The organism is Clostridium celatum (assembly GCF_021412605.1).
GTDB classification, from domain to species: domain Bacteria; phylum Bacillota; class Clostridia; order Clostridiales; family Clostridiaceae; genus Clostridium; species Clostridium celatum.
In genome coordinates this window covers 1-17341 of record NZ_JAJKGM010000026.1, presented here as the reverse complement: position 1 = coordinate 17341, position 17341 = coordinate 1, and the positions used below count along the sequence as shown (strand labels likewise).

The window sequence follows — 17341 nt, the reverse complement described above, 5'->3', positions numbered from 1 at the left end:
TTTAGGCTAAACAAAAAAATGTTTAGCCTAAAATTTTATTTTTATATATTATTATTTTGTTTAGTTGGTAGTATTATAATAAATTTACTTCCCTTTCCTACTTGACTTTCAACATATATTTTCCCTTGATGAAGATCTATTATTTTTTTAGTTATTGTTAGTCCTAATCCACTTCCCTTTTTAATCTCTGAATTTGGATCTACAATTTGATTAAATCTATTAAATATAACTTCATAATTCTCCTTATCAATTCCAATACCATTATCTGAAATTTCAATTTTTACTTCATCATCTAAATCTTTAATTTCTACTTTGATATATCCACCATAATTAGTAAACTTATATGCATTATTTACTATATTTACTATACATCTTTCAATTTCATTTTCATCAGCTTCTATTATTTTTTCTTCTATATCTGGATCTATAATAAGTGTAATACCTTTACTTTCTATGTATTGCCTTAAAGAAAGAGCTGCTTCTTCAACAACATAGACTATATTTATTTCTTTTATATTCATTTTATAACTTCCATGCTCTATCTTTGATGTATCTATTAAGTCATTTATTATCTTTAATAACCTTTTTGTGTTATTTCTTATAATAAGCATATACTTCTCTATATTATCTTTATCTAAACCTTTTTTACCTTTATTAAGCTCTCTAATTAGTTGTTCTGTTGAATAAATAACATTAAGTGGAGTTCTAAGCTCGTGAGATAAATTAATTAAATAATTGTTTTTTCTTCGTTCCAGCTTAATTACCTTATCAAATAATTCAGTATTTCGTTCCATTTCTTCATTTAATTCTTTTGTTCTTAAATTAACCATTCTATCTAATTTTCTCATTTTATTTTTATTATGTATAACTAATAACAGTATTGCTATTATGTAAACTAAAAATGCAATATTACTAAACCACACTGGAGGTTTTATAGTGAAATTAACCACCGCTTCATCAATAAAAGTTCCATTATTACTTCTAGCTTTAACTCTAAAAGTATATTTGCCTGAAGAAAGATTGCTCAAAGTTATAGAATTACTATTCATAAGCTGCCACTCATCTGATCCACCTTCAAGTAAATAATAATATTGTATGTTTTTTGTATTTTTATAGATTGGCACAAAAACTTCTATGTATATATTATTTTCAAAATACTGTAACTTCTTAGATTCTAGTTCTCCAACTTCATTACCATTTATTTCAAACCTATCAAATACTACTTTTTCTTTATACTCATCTTTTGTTATACTTTCTGGATTTATTATATTAAATCCATTTATCCCTCCAAATAGAAATTCTCCATTTTTATTTTTAAAATATGAATTTCCATTAAATTCATTACTTTGTAATCCATCAGTTAAATCAAAATTTATTATAGTATCAGTTTTTAAATTTAATTTAGAAATTCCCATATTACTACTAAACCAAGGATTACCATAAGAATCTATTAATATACCATATATAGTATTATTTGCAATTCCATCTTTTGTAGTATAGCTTATAAAACTTTCATCTTCTTTATTAAATTTGTTAAGTCCAAAACTTGTCCCTATCCATATTTCACCTGATTGTCCCTCTACTATACATCTTATAGAATCATTGCTTATAGAGTTCTCATCACCTTCTTTATTTTTATATACAGTGATTTTATTTAATTTAGGGTTTATTCTCAATAATCCACCTTTTACAAAGCTTCCTATCCAATACTCTCCATCTTTATCCTTATAAATTTCACCTATATATCTATCTTTAGGTAAATATTTATCTAATAAGTATGTTAAGTCAATTATCTCACTTGTCTCTAAATTTAGTATAACTAGTCCATTAGTTGTTCCTATCCATAAACACCCCAACTCATCATATAATAATGATCTTACTATATTATTTGCTATTCCATCATCTTCATTATAATTTCTTATAGTTTTTTCTTTCTTGTTTATTATACTAACCCCACTAGCTGTTGCTATAAATATAGATTCTTCATTTCCGGTTATATCTAATATATCATCACTTTCAATAATCTCTTCATCATCTGTAATAATATGTATAACTTCATCTGTCTTTCTATCAAATATATTTACTCCATTATTTCTAGTTCCTATCCATATTAACTCATCTTTATCTTCATATAACGCTGAAATCATATTATCATTAATAGTTCTTTCATCAAAAGGATCATTTTTAAAATGCTGAATTGCTATTTTAGGATTAAAAAGACTAATACCCGCATAAGTTCCTAACCATATTAATCCTGTTCTATCCTCAATCATAGAGTATATATTATTATCTACTAATGAATTTCTATCATAAATTTTATTTCTATATGTTATAAATGTGTTATTTTTCTCATCATATTTTGATAATCCACCTTCAGTTGCAATCCAAAAGACTCCTGAAGAATCTCTCAAGAAATTCTTTATATAATTTCCACCTATTTCTTCTTCATTATTTTTCTCATTATAGTATCTTGTAAATTATTCTGTTTTTATATCTATCTTATAGGCGCCTTTCCCATAGGTTCCTGCCCAAATATAACCGTCCTTATCATAATAAACCTTGTATACTTCATATTTCTCTATTTCATCACTGGATAAAATTTGCTTTATTTCTAAAGAATTCATGTTTAGTTTATATAGGCCTTCTTTACACCCTGCCCATATATTCCCTTTATCATCTTCTGTAATTGAATTAATATATTGTGTAGCTAGAATACCTTGATTAGGCATTTTTTCAAAGCTATCTGTTTTCTTATTATAAATATTCAACCCTTCTGCTGTTGCTACCAGTATATTATTTTCTTTTGTTATAAGAATACTAGTTGTGTTTGAATTAGTTAAATTCCCTTTATCTATTCCTTCTATATAATTAGTAATTGAATATCCATCATTTAAGATTTTACTTAAACCATTAGCTGTTGCAACCCATATATTTCCCTCTGCATCTTCTTTTATGTCTAATATATAATTATTCACTATACTATTTTTCTCATTCTCTTCCACACTATAAACTTTAAACTTATATCCATTAAACCTATTTAAGCCATCATTAGTTCCAATCCATATATACCCCTTACTATCTTGAAACAATGCCTCTACAGTTCCCTGTGTTAATCCATCCTCTATAGTAATATTTTTAAAATTTATTGGTTCCTTTGCCTCTACTTTAATACTATAATTTGATATTAATAACCCAATTATAAATATTACAATATATATTCTCTTAATTATCTTTTGTAACATAAATTTTCCCTCTATACCTTATTTTTTCATTATTAAATACAATAAAAAAACTGTATTTTGTATTTCTCTACAAAATTCAGCTTTATTTTCTATTTAATTCTATCACTTTAATTATAATATTACAATATTAGCTATTTCTTCTTTTTATGTAGTTTTTTATTAATATTAAAATCATTAATTATAGTAATTATGGCAATTATACTTAAAATCATAGCAATTATAATTAAAATTAATTTTATTCCACCAACTTTATAAAATTCAGGTACTAATAAAATAAAAAAAACACTATATATGCTTAATATAATTAATAAAATTATTCTTATGATTTTATTTTCATCACTTCTATTATTCATAACTTCCCCCAAAGTTATTTATTACTTAATTAATATTTATTTTATATTTGCAAAATCTATTCCTTAAAATCCAATCTCTTGCAAAATCTACACCTAATTTCATATTAAAAAATCTACATTGAGCATTTCCAATTTGCATCTTATTAATATTATATCTAATTTCGAACTCTTCACCTATTAAATCAAAATCATCTGAATCATATTCATAATCATAAAAATATTTAAAGACCCTTTCACCATTTTCCATAATAGAAGTACCTACCTTATTTTTAGGCATATTATCAATTAATGATTCTGCAAGATGGAAGCTTGTGCAATTATTATATCCAACTCCAAGTAAAAGCACTTTTGCATTTAAATTATATAGCTTGCCTAAAGGTGAGTTTATTCCAAACTGTGGTGTTAATGGATGACTTTCTGTAATCCTTTTAGCTAAAACTCCATTTGCAACAAAAGAAACTTGAGGGTGTTCTGATCTTTCTGTTGACTTTAATGCTCTAAAACATTCTACAACCTTCCCCATAGACCTACTTGGAGTCATTTCTTTATTAAATGCTGGCATGTTCTTATATATTGTGTCAATCCATTCTTTAGGTACAGGCGGATTGCACCAATTTATAGGATCACTCAAATCTCCACTTTGTGATGGCATTACTATTGTTCCATTTTTTCCAACAACATTAAACAAGCTTTCTACAATTGCTTGTGCGCCCCCACAAACCCATCCAAAACTAGATAGTGATGAATGTACAATTATTACATCCCCTTCTTTAACCCCTATCTTTCTTAATCCTTCGCTTATAGATTTAACCGTATTTGGTATTTTAGTTTGCTTAATTATTTCTGATTCTCTCATTATTTTCCCTCTTATAATATAGATTACTATTAAATTATTTTTTTCGCTTTACACATTGTTATATTTTACCATAATAATTTACTTTCTTCTACTTTTAAGTAAAAATAAATTATATAAATCAGAAAATCCATTCTTATATTTTCAATAAAAAATACCTAATAGGACTCTATTTCCCTATTAGGCATCTATATTTTTATTAAATTTTTATACGTATATCTCTTTTAACTTTAAATTATAATTTTTATAGAATTTTAATAACCTTGATACAAAGCAATTGCTCTTACTAAACTACCCTCTCCTTGAATTTTTAGAGGTTGAGCAAAGATTTGAATACCTTCATTATATAATAGCTCTTTCAAATTCGTTAAATTTTCCAATATAAAAATATCATTTTCAAGTAATTTTTTATGAACATTATAAGGATTTTTATCAGGTGATGGTGCATCAATCCCTAGTATTTTTATCTTCTTTTTAACTAATAAATCTGCTAACTCCTCACTAACTACCGGATGATCTGTATAATAGTTTTCTGTGCCATAAATTTTATCATGACCTGTAAATAAAAGTACTATATCATTCTCTTTAATAGACCTATAGTATTCATCTTTAACTTCAATTATACTTTCTCCTCTTACATCTAAAAGTATAGCATTACCTACAAATCTTTCTATAGGATAATCTGATATATATTTATCTGTTTGTAAAATATGCTTTGGTGCATCAATGTGAGTCCCTGCGTGCATTCCAGTAAATAAAGAATATCCATTATAACCATCTTCTTCATACTTATTTACTTGTTCTAAATTGACTTCAACATCGCCTGGATAAATTGGCATTTCATTTTTTATTTCATGTGATAAATCAATATATTTCATATGTTCCCCACTCTTTCCATAAATAGTGCATTTAACCCCTTCTATATTGTTTATTTTACCACAAATTACATTTAATTACAATAAGTTCATTAACATATTTTTGCCTTTTATTTTCTAAAAATTAAACACCCGTTGATCCAAACCCTCCTGTTCCTCTCTCTGTATCATCAAGTTCAGATACCTCTTCTACATTAACTCTCCAAACTGGCTTAATAACCATTTGACATATTTTCATTCCCTTTTCAACTTTAAATGTTTCTTGACCATGATTTATAACAATAACCCCTATTTCACCTCTATATCCTTCATCTATAGTTCCAGGACTATTTACTAAAGAAATACCATTTTTTATTGCTAATCCACTTCTTGGTCTCATTTGAGCTTCTGTTCCCTTTGGTAATTGAATTTTTATTCCTGTTTTAATTAAAGCTCTTTCCCCAGGTTCTAGTGTCTTTTCTTCAACAGAATATACATCTAATCCAGCATCTCCTTCATGGGCATAATTAGGTATTATTGCATCCTCATGTATTTTAACTATTTTTAAATCATATGTATTCATAAAATACCTCCATTTTTATTATTTTCAACTTTACTATTTTAGCATATATTTCTTAAATACGTATCTATGTCCATTAAATAAATTTGAAGTTAAATAAAAAAAATTATGATATAACATTTTAGGTATTAATAGGTTATATCATAATTTTTTATTATTTATCCCATATTTTATTTATTTGAAAAACCTTTTATTTTATTTATAACAGTTATATTTTCTTCTGTTAAATCTTCATTAATAGTTACTTCATTCCATTCTATATATGTTGGCTTTTCAAAATATTTTCTATCAACAATAGCTATTACTCTATAACTTCCTTTTGATAAGTTATCAAATATAACAATACCATTTGTATCAGTCAATTTAGAATGTATAAGTTTAGGGGATATTCCATTTAAAGCGTATAAATTTATTCTTGCTGATGATATCACAGTTCCATTTTCTCCACCAAGCCTTGAAGTTACAATAATTTTACCATTAATTTTTTTATTTTCTTTATTTTTACCCTTTATATTAGTTTTGTTTTTTTCAACCTTAACAATATCATCAGAACTTCCATCTACAAATGTTCCACCTTCAATAACGACATTATACTTATTATCTTCATGTATAGAATCATTATTCTCCTCTTTGACTTCTTTAAAGTCTTTAACTTCTATAATACTACAATCATTTCCTAATACACCATTACCTATAATAGAATCATTATCTACTGTATCATACTCTAACTCTGTTTTATCATCAAATTGATCATCTATTCTAATACGCATAAAAAACCTCCAAAAATCATATATTTACATAATATGATTCAAGCGGTTTTTTGTGATAATTTTTTTATAATTATATCATTTCTTTTATAAATTCAAATTTTTCTGGCTTACTAAAATAATATCCTTGTGCTATATCACATTTCATTTTTTCTAAATATCCTAGTTGAGCCTTAGTTTCTACCCCTTCTGCAACAACTTTTAAATTTAGATTATGTGATAATTTAATTATACTTTCTGCAATACACTCACTTTTTTCATCTACACCAATACCATCTACAAAGCTTTTATCTATTTTTAAAACATCTATTGGTAACCTTTTTAAATAACTTAAAGATGAATATCCTGTTCCAAAATCATCTAATGCTATAGTTACCCCTAACTTTTTCAATTCTAATAATAGTTCTATATTACGAGCTACAGATTGCATTATAACACCTTCAGTTATTTCAAACTGAATATATTCTGGTGATATATCATACTTTTCTAGTGACTCTTTAATAAAATCAATAAATCCATTTTCTCTTAATTGAATATCTGATATATTTATTGCAATATTAAACTTTTTATCTGTTAATTCTTTTAATTCCTTACATTTTTTAAAGCTTTCTTCAATAATATATTTCCCTAAATCTATTATAAGCCCTGAAGACTCTGCTATTGGAATAAATTCTGCAGGTGATACAAATCCTAAATCCTCACTTATCCATCTTACTAAAGCTTCAAACCCTTGTACATTTTCACCATCTATTGTTACTTTGGGTTGAAACACCATAAATATCTCTTTTTTTTCTAAGGCTATTCTAAGTGATTTTTCTATATCATATTGTCTCTTCAACATTTTTGATATTTCTTCATCAAAAAATTTATATCTATTTTTTCCCTCTTCTTTTGCACTATGCATAGCCATGTCTGCTGTTTTTAGCAATGTATTTAAATTTTCTGAATCGTTTGGATAAACACTTACCCCCATACTAATTGAACTATAAATTATTTTATCATTTATAGCAAATGGCTTTCTTATATTATTTAAAATATTTTCTAAAAATATCTTTATCTCTAATTCATCAACTACATCTGAAACAGCAATAACAAATTCATCTCCACCAAACCTTGCAAAAGCACATCTTTCGTCTAAGGCTTCATAAACTCTTTCACAAATTTTCATTAATATATTATCACCAATTTCATGTCCATATGTATCATTAATATTCTTAAAGTTATCAATATCAAAAAAAGCTAATGCAAGCTTTGTTTGCTCTTTCTTATTGGTTTCTATTAGTTCACCAAATTTTTCACTAAACATTCTTCTATTTGGTACACCTGTTATATTATCATAATAATTCATAAAATGAATCTTTAACTCATTTTGCTTCTCTTTTGTTATATCTTTAATAATTCCAGCCAAATGATATATATCATCTCTAATTATTCCCCTACCGCTATATCTTAAATATAATTTTTCTCCTTTTGTATTAATAACTGAATATTCAATATTAGCATTACCACAAACCTTATTTAAACATATATCATTAAAATAATTTTTTACCCTATTATTATCATCTTCGTGAATATAGCTATACCATTCATCTAAAGTTAATTCATTCTTTTCAATTCCTAATCTATTTCTAATTTTATTAGAAATGTGGATAGTATTATTTTTTTCATTCCATTCCCATACACTACCGTTCATAGCTTCTATGGAAGATATATATCTATCTTCATTATATTTATGTTCTTTATTAATTTTTAAGTATTCATCATAGTTTTCTTTTGAAAATAAAATAAATATAACAAAATATATAGCTATCATAATTTTTAGTACTATTAATTTATTTAAAAATAAAATTATAAGTAAATTAACAACAATAAAAATATTCATGGATGTTCTTAATTTTTTTAATCGTTCTTCTGAATATTTATCCACTAAATATTTCCTCCAAAATTCCCTATATAATATATTAATTGTATCATAATCTTGAAAAATTAAACATATTTTTATGAAAATTTTACTATATTAATAAATAAAAAAAATCATACTATTTGACAAAATTAAATAGTATGATTCTATCATATTCTTATTTTCTTATATTTTTTATTAGATTTTCAAACCACCCTAATACTATGTTAAGAGTTACACCTATAAGTGCTGCTAAACTTAATCCTGAAATACTAACTGTCTCTGTTATTTTTATTCCTATTGGATTGTTAAAAAAATTGCCTGATAATCCTATAAATAATATTGTTGCTATTACTAATGTATTTACTATATTAAACTTAACCTTTTCTCTTTTGATAGTTTGAAACCCTACTAATGCTATCATTGAGAATAATATTAAACTTATTCCACCCATAACACATTGTGGTATAGTTCTAATTGTAGCACCAAATTTTGCAATAAAACTTAATATAATCGCAAATACAGCTGTAATTCTTAATATTGCTGGATTATAATTTTTAGTCATTGCTAAAACACCTGTGTTTTCACCATATGTTGTATTGGCTGGTCCACCTACAAATCCTGCTATTAATGTAGCTAGTCCATCTCCTAATAATGTTCTATTTAAACCTGGATCCTCAATAAAGTTCTTACCTACTACTTCACCATTTGTTGTAATATCTCCAACATGTTCCATAAATACTGCCAATACTACAGGTGCTATTATCATAATTGCTCCCATATCAAATTTTGGAAGTGTGAAGTGTGGTATTGCAACTAAACTTGCACTTTGTATTTCAGATATTGAAACTAATCCACTTGCTAAACTTATTAAATATCCAACAACTACTGCTATAAGTATTGAAACTTGTGATAAAAATCCCTTACCAAACTTCTTTATCACTAATGCAATTGTTAAGGTTATTAAAGCTATACCTACATTTAATATAGCACCTTCTGTTCCTGCAAATAATGCGTTAACTCCTGCCATATCTAATGCTGTTGGAATTAAATTTAATCCTATAACTATTATCATTGGTCCAACAACTTGTGCTGGTAATACCTTTTTTATTTTGTCTAATCCAATCTTTTTAATTAAAAATGATACTGCAACATAAATGACACCTACTACCATTATTCCACCCTGTGCATATCTTAAATCTCCATACTGAGTAGCAACTGCAGTTATAACAGGAATAAATGCAAATGATGAACCTAAGAATACTGGCACCTTACCTTTAGTACATAAATGGAATATTAATGTACCCGCACCTGCTGAAAATAAAGCTACTGATGGGTCTAATCCTGTAAGGATTGGAACTAATACTGTTGCACCAAACATAGCAATCAAATGTTGAAGTGCTAAAACTCCCTTTAAAATCCCTGATTTAATTGCTCTTGTTGAAGTTTTTTCTTGAGATAAACTTCCTGTAAATTGTGTCATAATACATCCTCCTAAATTTTTATTAAGGAGAAACTTAACTTTCTCCCTTTTCAGCCTCTCTGGACTGTTATTAAAGGTAAATAAAAAAGCCTCTTACACTCGGTAAGAGACTATAAACTTCTTATAATCTTTAATGATAATATATACTAACTATATTCTATATTAATATCATCATTATTTTACTTACCGAACTCTCTGATTCGATTTAAAGCTCTTAGCTATTATATATCAATAATAGTACAATTTCAATACGTAATTTTTTAAAGTTTAAAAAATTATATTTTACATCTCATATATATTAAAAATTTACATTGTCATTTTATGTATTAATATTAATTTTAATATATGTACATACTATATTTAGTGTTCAAAGCTACTATAATTTTTAAGAAAGGAGAGAACTTGTTAATATGAACAAAATTTTTTCAAGATTCTTCTTATTTTTTATGTGTATATTTTTACTTTCTCCTAGCGGTACAAAGGTTAGATGCTCTACCTTTAATGATAATGCTACTCCAGAAAAAGTTGTTTATTTAACTTTTGATGATGGACCTGGTGGTGATACTACATCAAAAACTTTAGATATTTTAAAATCAGAAGGAGTTCCTGCAACATTTTTTATTATAGGTCAACAAATTAAAGGACAAGAAGATATTATCTTAAGAATGAAAAATGAAGGTCATGCTATTGGACTTCATAGTTTTACTCATGAAAGATCCAAACTTTATGGTTCTAGTTCTGATTTTATTTGTGAAATGAAAAAGACTCAACAGGCTCTTTATGATGTTACTGGCGAAAATTACTATATATTAAGATTTCCTTTTGGATCTAATAATAGTACCTATAGATTAACTCAAGAAATGGTAGATACTGTTCATGCTAATAATTTTAAAATATATGATTGGACACAAGATACTTTAGATGGAGCTAATCCCCATTCCTCACCAGATATAATTTTAAATAGAGCTATTTCAACACAAGATAATGTTGTTGTATTAATGCATAATGCTCCTGCCAATAAAAATACTGCCTCTGCACTTTTAAGTATAATTAAATATTATAAAAGCCAAGGCTATACCTTCAAAAAAATAACAATTGATACTCCTGAGATTTATAAAGTTACAAGAAAATAAACTTTATTATTTTATAATCTGTAAGTATTAAATTATATTTACAAATTATAATTACAAACATAAAATTTAATAAAAATCTTTTATAAAGTAATAAAATTTACTCTATAGAATATTAGATTATCTATTCTATAGAGTACATTTTTATTTAAATATAAGTAGTTAAAATTTTGTATTTTTTCTTTTTTAAGCTATAGATTTGTTTATTTTTTTATGAACATAAAATAAAATAATATTACTAAAATTATTCCTTTAATAATGCTGCTTCCACTAATACTCCACCAAACTCCATTAATTCCAAGCAGTTCAGGTTTAAATAAAATTATAGCCACTGGTACTCTAAGACCTGTAAATATAATACTTATAAGCGAAGGAGTCATTGTTTTTCCAATACCATAAAAGGCTCCTGCTGTAGTTATTTCTAAACACATAAAAAGTTGTGAATATCCAAGTATCCTTAAGTAATCTGCTCCTTGAATAATTGCCTCACTTTCATTTATAAACAATCTAAAAAGCTGTTCTCCAGCAAAAACTAGTAAAACTGTTGCAAAAACTCCTACTAAACAAGAAATAAATAATGTGCTTACATACCCTTTCAAAACTCTATCATTTCTCTTTGCTCCATAGTTTTGTCCAACAAAAGCAGTTAAAGCACTTGAAAATCCTCCTGCTGTCATCCATGAAATAGACTCTATTTGTGAACCAACTTTTTGAACTGCAATAGATACTGGTCCTGCCATAGCTACTACTCTTCCAATTAGCATTGAGAAAAATGTAAAAAGACAATTTTGAATAGCTGTAGGCCCACCATATTTACATACTCTCTTAATAATTTTTCTATTTATGTACTTTCTATTGTTAAAACTAATATTATAACCATGCTTAATAAAAGTATATATAAATATTAAACTTACTATTAATTGTGAAAATACCGTAGCAAGCGCAGCTCCAACAACTCCTAATGGTTTAATATTAAACATCCCAAATATTAAAATCGGATCCAAAACTATATTCATTACAAGCCCTATGGTATTCACAATAAACGGAGTTTTACTATTTCCTGATGCAGTAAAAATCCCTGTTAATTGCGGATTTATAAATGCACAAATCATACCAAGTGCAATTACTATAAGATATTCTTTAGACATTCTTATTATTGTTTCATCTCCCAAGTTAAAAAAGCCAATCAATCCATCTCTAAACACTATTAATAGTATTCCATATATAATTGCCATAGTTATACATAAAAACAAACTACTATATACATATTCATTTCTTTCTTTACTATTATTTTTGCCTATAGCTTGTGAAACACCAACTTCTGCCCCCGTCTTACTTATGGTTACTAACGAATTTCCAAACCAAGAAAAAAATCCTGCTGTTCCTACTGCTGCAACTGCAGCACTTCCAGCCCTCCCGATCCAAATCATATCAACTAGGCTATATGCCATTTGAATAAAAGCTGTTCCTAATATAGGTAATGATAATGTTACTAACGTTTTTAAAATATTCCCTGAAACTAAATCAACCTTTTTCTTCATTTTACCTCCCCTTTTCTTATCACTTAGCGCACTTTACTTACTTTTTAGTAGTGTTTTAAAATTATTAAATTGCTTTTTTTATATCACTTATTATAAAAACATATGATTATATATATTCTTAAGTATAAACAGCAAAAAATATGATATTACAAAAGTAATATCATTCTTTCAAAAAATTATTTATATCCACAATCTCTTACTAATTTTCTAAGTTGTCCTTAGTATTTTTCTTATCCTTTATTAAAGTTGTAACTAATGCCGCTGAAGCTGTCGCTAATATTATTAATTTTCCTACTTTTATTTTTTTCATCACTCTACCTCTTACCTTATTCATAAATATTTCTAATCTAAAATATATAAATTAATTTATTTTTATATATTATTTAAATTGATTTAATTCATTATTGTATTTATAACCTGCACATAATAATTTACTTTCAATCTCATCTCTATTTATTCCTAAATCATCACAATATGCATTTAAACTTCCGTAAAAATCCCTTAACTTCATATTTACCATACTAACTAATATATGTGGGTCCATTTTTAACAATGTTTCCTTATCCATTTTATCCTCCTATTATTTTTTACTTTTATAGTTATTTATCCATTATATATTTCCTCTAACACTTTGCCATTTATAATCTATATTTAAAGGATTATATATCTTCATATTAACTTATTCTAAATTTTATTTAAAATATTTATTTCTCTTTATTAAACCTGAAATAAAATTTTAAATTTAGTTTTACTAAAATTTTCTTATAATTATATTTTATATAAAATTAAGCTAAAGTACATACATTTTTGCACTTTAGCTTAATTTTTTCATAATATTTTAATCAAATTTTATTATTTATCTTTTCCTATATTGTTTACCTCTGGTACTCTTGCAGCTGCTGGTTTTTTAGGACCTTTAAAATGATCATTTTCCCAAGTTGCTCTTTGGCCTTTTTTTGCCATAATATCACCTCCACTAATCTACATCATTAGTATTGGTTATATCTCCGTATTTATACTGTCCCTTTTTAGGTAAAATTTCTAAAAATATATTATTTTTTTATTTCATTTTCAGGGTCTAAGAATGAATATTTCTTTCCGTCTTTTTCCCACCCAAGTATTGAGTTCATATTTACATTGGTAGCTGATTTAAATATTGATTTATCAACATCATTAAATGTCTTTTTAAGTTCAGCAATCATAGCCTTAATTTCATGTCTTTTATTTCCGATTTTCTCTGCTGCAACCATACATGCACAGTTAAGAGGCCACAATCCTGTATATTTTATAAATCTTTTAATAGCTTCCTCTTCAATGTAATAAAGTGGTCTTATAAGTTCTATTCCCTCAAAGTTATCTGCTTGTAATTTAGGTAACATTGTTTTAAAGTTTCCTGCATAAAGTACGTTTAACATTGTAGTTTCAATAACATCATTATAATGATGCCCAAGTGCAAGTTTATTACACCCAAGTTCTCTTGCCTTATTATATAAAGAGCCTCTTCTCATTCTTGCACAAAGATAACAAGGATATTCCTTTGCTTTTTCATCTATTATTTCAAATATTTTTGATTCATAAATATGTACTGGTATATTTAAATGCTCACAGTTTTCTATAAGTAATTCTTTTATTTGTGGATGATATCCAGGATCCATAGCAATAAATTCAACATCAAAATTTACTTGTCCATGCTTTTTTAATTCTTGAAATAATTTAGCCATAAGCAATGAATCTTTCCCACCTGATATAGCTACAGCTATTTTATCTCCTTCTTCAATAAGAGCATAATCCTTTACTGCTTTTATAAATTTTGACCAAATTGGCTTTCTATATCTTTTAACTATACTTCTTTCTATTTCTTCAAGAGTCTTTTTGGCTTCTTCCGGTACTATTCTTTCACAACCATGTCCTGCTATACTACTCATTATTATCACCTCTTATTTTTACTAACAAAATTAATTTTACTTAAATTATAATATAAAAGCAACCTTTAAATAAGTTAAGAGCCTTTAGTTATTAGTTTTAACTAATGAAGAAACCTATTTAATATTTTATAAAAAATATTAGTTAAAAGCTATACTTAATTTCAATTTATAAAATAGCTATATTTTTATCTATATACTATTTCTGAAAGCTTAGGCGTATGTTCAAATTCTACACTTCCACCTTTATACGTAAAATTTATACCATCAATCCATTCACCTTCATAATTCCTTTGTAATAAAGTTTCTATCAAAGTATATTCAGTAACCCTTCCACCTGCAGATCCTTGAAAACATTGAAACCAACTATCTCCTTCATAATCTTGAAATAAAGTAGCTTTTTCTGCATTTTTTCCCACCTCTTCAAAATTAAATACAGCTATACTCTTTTCTTCAATATCCTTTATCTCTATAAGCTCAAGAGGTAAACTATTAAATAAATCATTACTTACCTCATTTGCCAACTCTACTAACTTTTCTTCTACACTTAATTTTTTTTCTAATTCTATATTTTTTAAAATAACTTTTTCATCAGTATTTACATCTATAGTATATATAGAAAAAATTTCATACTCTTTATTAGAATCTTTATTTTCTGTTTTCTCTATATTAATCTCTTTATCTTCCTCAGTTATAATATTTTTATTACTATCATCTTCATTTATATTTTGATTAGTATCCTCTATAATATTTTGATTATTACTTTTTTTATTTTCTGTACATCCATAAATACTTATAACACTTGCTGTTATTATAATCCCTAATGTTATGTTTTTAAATTGGTTTCCTCTCATATACTCCTCCAATACTTTTAACTTATATAAAACTCAAACACACCATATAATAATACTAAACCATATTTTATTTATATATAATCTCTAGACTACGCCATAATTAATTTATTAAAATTTCCTACTGTAAATAACTTTATATTTAACATTTCTGCTCTTTTTATTAAATAATCAAAATCTGAATGTGGTTGATATACTACCAAATCCACAATTTCCTCATCTAATGTTTCTAAAAGATTTCCTCCATACTTTTTAACATTTAGTATAGTCTTTTGCTTTAATATTTCATTTTTAATAAATACTGCTATATTTTTGTTTTCAATATTAATTCTTTCCTCATTTTTATTGTCTAAACCAATATTTAAAATATTAGTTTCATTAATTAAATTAAAATCTAATATATCTTCATTATTATTTACTAGTTTACTTTCCTGAATTTTTCCTTCTAAAATATCTTTAAAGTCATCTGTAGTAATTATTTCACATCCCAAAATTTTAGCTTTTCTAAGCTTACTTCCCGGCTTTTCACCAACGATTAAAATATCACACTTTTTAGTTACAACACTATCTACATTAGCACCTGCTTGCCTTGCAAGCCTCATCAGTTCCCCTCTAACTAAAAATCCTCTTCCTGTAAAAACAATGTTTTTTCCTTGTAAAATCTCTCTAGCAACTTTAAAATTTAATCTTTTATAATCTATTTTACTGTTCATCTTTTATCATTCCTTAATGCAATTCATTTTCTAATAAAACTCTCAATATTTATTTATACAATATCTCATTAAATTATCATTATATTATATCATTTATATAATATTAAAAGAATATATCATAATTTTAAAATTTTTTCGTATACATATTATTAAGTTTTTATATTATTATAAATATATTTTAGGAGGTACTTATGATTATATACAGTACTGCTGGTAATTTGGAAATTAATGATACTTTTCTTACGTTTAAAGATAAAATGATTTTTAAAGATTCTATTAATCTTATAGAAACCGGAAAATATGTTAAGGATAATTTAGATATCATAATTAATACTAAAGGTCAAAATAAGAATTCTTCATCAAATTATGTTGTTATATATTACGAAAAAAAAGATGGAATAATAGACTCTATTGCCATTCCTTATAATTCTGAAGAAGACGCTAAACTTACAAGTAATACTTTAAATTCTTGGCTAGATTATGGAACAAATCCTGAGTATTAGTTCTTCTATTGTTATGCTTCAAAGAAAAAAACTATATTAATTATTTATTAAAAATATATCAAAAGTTATGTCAAATCTCACCTTACTTTCATAACATATATTATATAAATAAATAAGGAGTAGTATTGTTATGAAAAATAGATATGATAATTATGGAAATCTTTTTGATGAATATGAAGAAAATTCAAATACAACTATTATGAAGCACGTTCATGAATTCCTTGGCTCAACAATGTTTGCAGAAGAATGTGATGATAAACACAATCATCGTTTTGCTGGAGTTACAGGCGAGGCTATAAGGTACGGTAACTCTCATGTTCATAAATTAGCTACTAATACTGATTTTGTAGACCATCATCATAGAATTTATGCTGTTACTGGTCCTGCAATATATGTAGGAAAAGGCAAGCATGTTCATCTAGTTACTGGATATACCACAACAGTAGATGGACACCATCATAGATTTATCTTTGCAACTTTAATCGAAGCTCCTACTGAAAAAGAAAATGATTATGATTGTTAATCACAATTAAAAATAGAGTATATATATATTTGTTTATTATACAAATATATATCAGTTTGTTGAAAAACCCCCTGTTTAAAAACAGAGGGTTTTTCTATTATTAGTTGTGGATAAAATTTAATATTA

The 17341-nt window shown here is 26.0% G+C and carries 17 protein-coding genes; 3 read left to right on the top strand and 14 right to left on the bottom strand.

Going from position 1 to position 17341, the window contains the following annotated elements; translation table 11 throughout:
• Window positions 1-41 precede the first annotated feature (41 nt).
• The 9 genes from LPC13_RS11240 to LPC13_RS11200 all read right to left on the bottom strand — a co-directional run bounded on the left by LPC13_RS11240 (window position 42) and on the right by LPC13_RS11200 (window position 10032).
• Window positions 42-2411, bottom strand: coding sequence for a sensor histidine kinase (locus LPC13_RS11240; RefSeq protein WP_234088814.1), 2370 nt, complete (start codon window positions 2409-2411; stop codon window positions 42-44).
• Between the two features lie 66 nt (window positions 2412-2477).
• A complete protein-coding gene (locus LPC13_RS11235) occupies window positions 2478-3242 on the bottom strand; it encodes a ligand-binding sensor domain-containing protein (RefSeq protein WP_005212694.1) in 765 nt (254 codons plus the stop codon).
• Between the two features lie 131 nt (window positions 3243-3373).
• Window positions 3374-3595, bottom strand: coding sequence for a hypothetical protein (locus tag LPC13_RS11230; RefSeq protein ID WP_040419180.1), 222 nt, complete (start codon window positions 3593-3595; stop codon window positions 3374-3376).
• Window positions 3596-3620: 25 nt separating this feature from the next.
• Window positions 3621-4451 carry an aminoglycoside N(3)-acetyltransferase gene (locus tag LPC13_RS11225; protein ID WP_234088813.1) on the bottom strand — a complete coding sequence of 277 codons (831 nt, stop codon included), beginning with the start codon at window positions 4449-4451 and terminating at the stop codon, window positions 3621-3623.
• 251 nt (window positions 4452-4702) lie between these two features.
• Window positions 4703-5326, bottom strand: coding sequence for a cyclase family protein (locus LPC13_RS11220; RefSeq protein ID WP_005212687.1), 624 nt, complete (start codon window positions 5324-5326; stop codon window positions 4703-4705).
• Between the two features lie 121 nt (window positions 5327-5447).
• Window positions 5448-5885, bottom strand: a complete 438-nt coding sequence (dut, locus tag LPC13_RS11215) for a dUTP diphosphatase (RefSeq protein ID WP_005212685.1) — start codon at window positions 5883-5885, stop codon at window positions 5448-5450.
• A gap of 167 nt (window positions 5886-6052) precedes the next feature.
• Complete coding sequence (locus LPC13_RS11210; RefSeq protein ID WP_005212682.1) at window positions 6053-6652, bottom strand: hypothetical protein; 600 nt, start codon at window positions 6650-6652, stop codon at window positions 6053-6055.
• Between the two features lie 70 nt (window positions 6653-6722).
• A complete protein-coding gene (locus tag LPC13_RS11205) occupies window positions 6723-8576 on the bottom strand; it encodes an EAL domain-containing protein (RefSeq protein WP_234088812.1) in 1854 nt (617 codons plus the stop codon).
• 151 nt (window positions 8577-8727) lie between these two features.
• Complete coding sequence (locus LPC13_RS11200) at window positions 8728-10032, bottom strand: uracil-xanthine permease family protein (protein WP_005212680.1); 1305 nt, start codon at window positions 10030-10032, stop codon at window positions 8728-8730.
• A gap of 410 nt (window positions 10033-10442) precedes the next feature.
• On the opposite strand from LPC13_RS11200, the gene LPC13_RS11195 reads away from it, so the two are divergent.
• Window positions 10443-11165: a polysaccharide deacetylase family protein gene (locus tag LPC13_RS11195; protein WP_234088811.1), complete on the top strand. Its 723-nt coding sequence runs from the start codon at window positions 10443-10445 to the stop codon at window positions 11163-11165.
• A gap of 200 nt (window positions 11166-11365) precedes the next feature.
• Here the strand turns inward: LPC13_RS11195 and LPC13_RS11190 are convergent, their stop codons facing one another.
• From LPC13_RS11190 to LPC13_RS11170, 5 genes are all read right to left on the bottom strand, one after another.
• Complete coding sequence (locus LPC13_RS11190) at window positions 11366-12703, bottom strand: MATE family efflux transporter (protein ID WP_234088810.1); 1338 nt, start codon at window positions 12701-12703, stop codon at window positions 11366-11368.
• Window positions 12704-13082: 379 nt separating this feature from the next.
• A complete protein-coding gene (locus LPC13_RS11185) occupies window positions 13083-13271 on the bottom strand; it encodes a DUF4250 domain-containing protein (RefSeq protein ID WP_005212676.1) in 189 nt (62 codons plus the stop codon).
• 484 nt (window positions 13272-13755) lie between these two features.
• Entirely contained in the window at window positions 13756-14628 is an 873-nt protein-coding gene (locus LPC13_RS11180) for a tRNA 2-thiocytidine biosynthesis TtcA family protein (protein WP_005212675.1), read from the bottom strand.
• Between the two features lie 185 nt (window positions 14629-14813).
• A complete protein-coding gene (locus LPC13_RS11175) occupies window positions 14814-15479 on the bottom strand; it encodes a hypothetical protein (protein ID WP_005212674.1) in 666 nt (221 codons plus the stop codon).
• Between the two features lie 89 nt (window positions 15480-15568).
• Window positions 15569-16189, bottom strand: a complete 621-nt coding sequence (locus tag LPC13_RS11170; protein WP_005212672.1) for a BRCT domain-containing protein — start codon at window positions 16187-16189, stop codon at window positions 15569-15571.
• Between the two features lie 191 nt (window positions 16190-16380).
• Between LPC13_RS11170 and LPC13_RS11165 the strand changes: the two genes are divergently transcribed.
• Complete coding sequence (locus LPC13_RS11165) at window positions 16381-16692, top strand: hypothetical protein (RefSeq protein ID WP_005212657.1); 312 nt, start codon at window positions 16381-16383, stop codon at window positions 16690-16692.
• Between the two features lie 199 nt (window positions 16693-16891).
• Complete coding sequence (locus LPC13_RS11160; RefSeq protein WP_040419203.1) at window positions 16892-17215, top strand: YmaF family protein; 324 nt, start codon at window positions 16892-16894, stop codon at window positions 17213-17215.
• Window positions 17216-17341 lie beyond the last annotated feature (126 nt).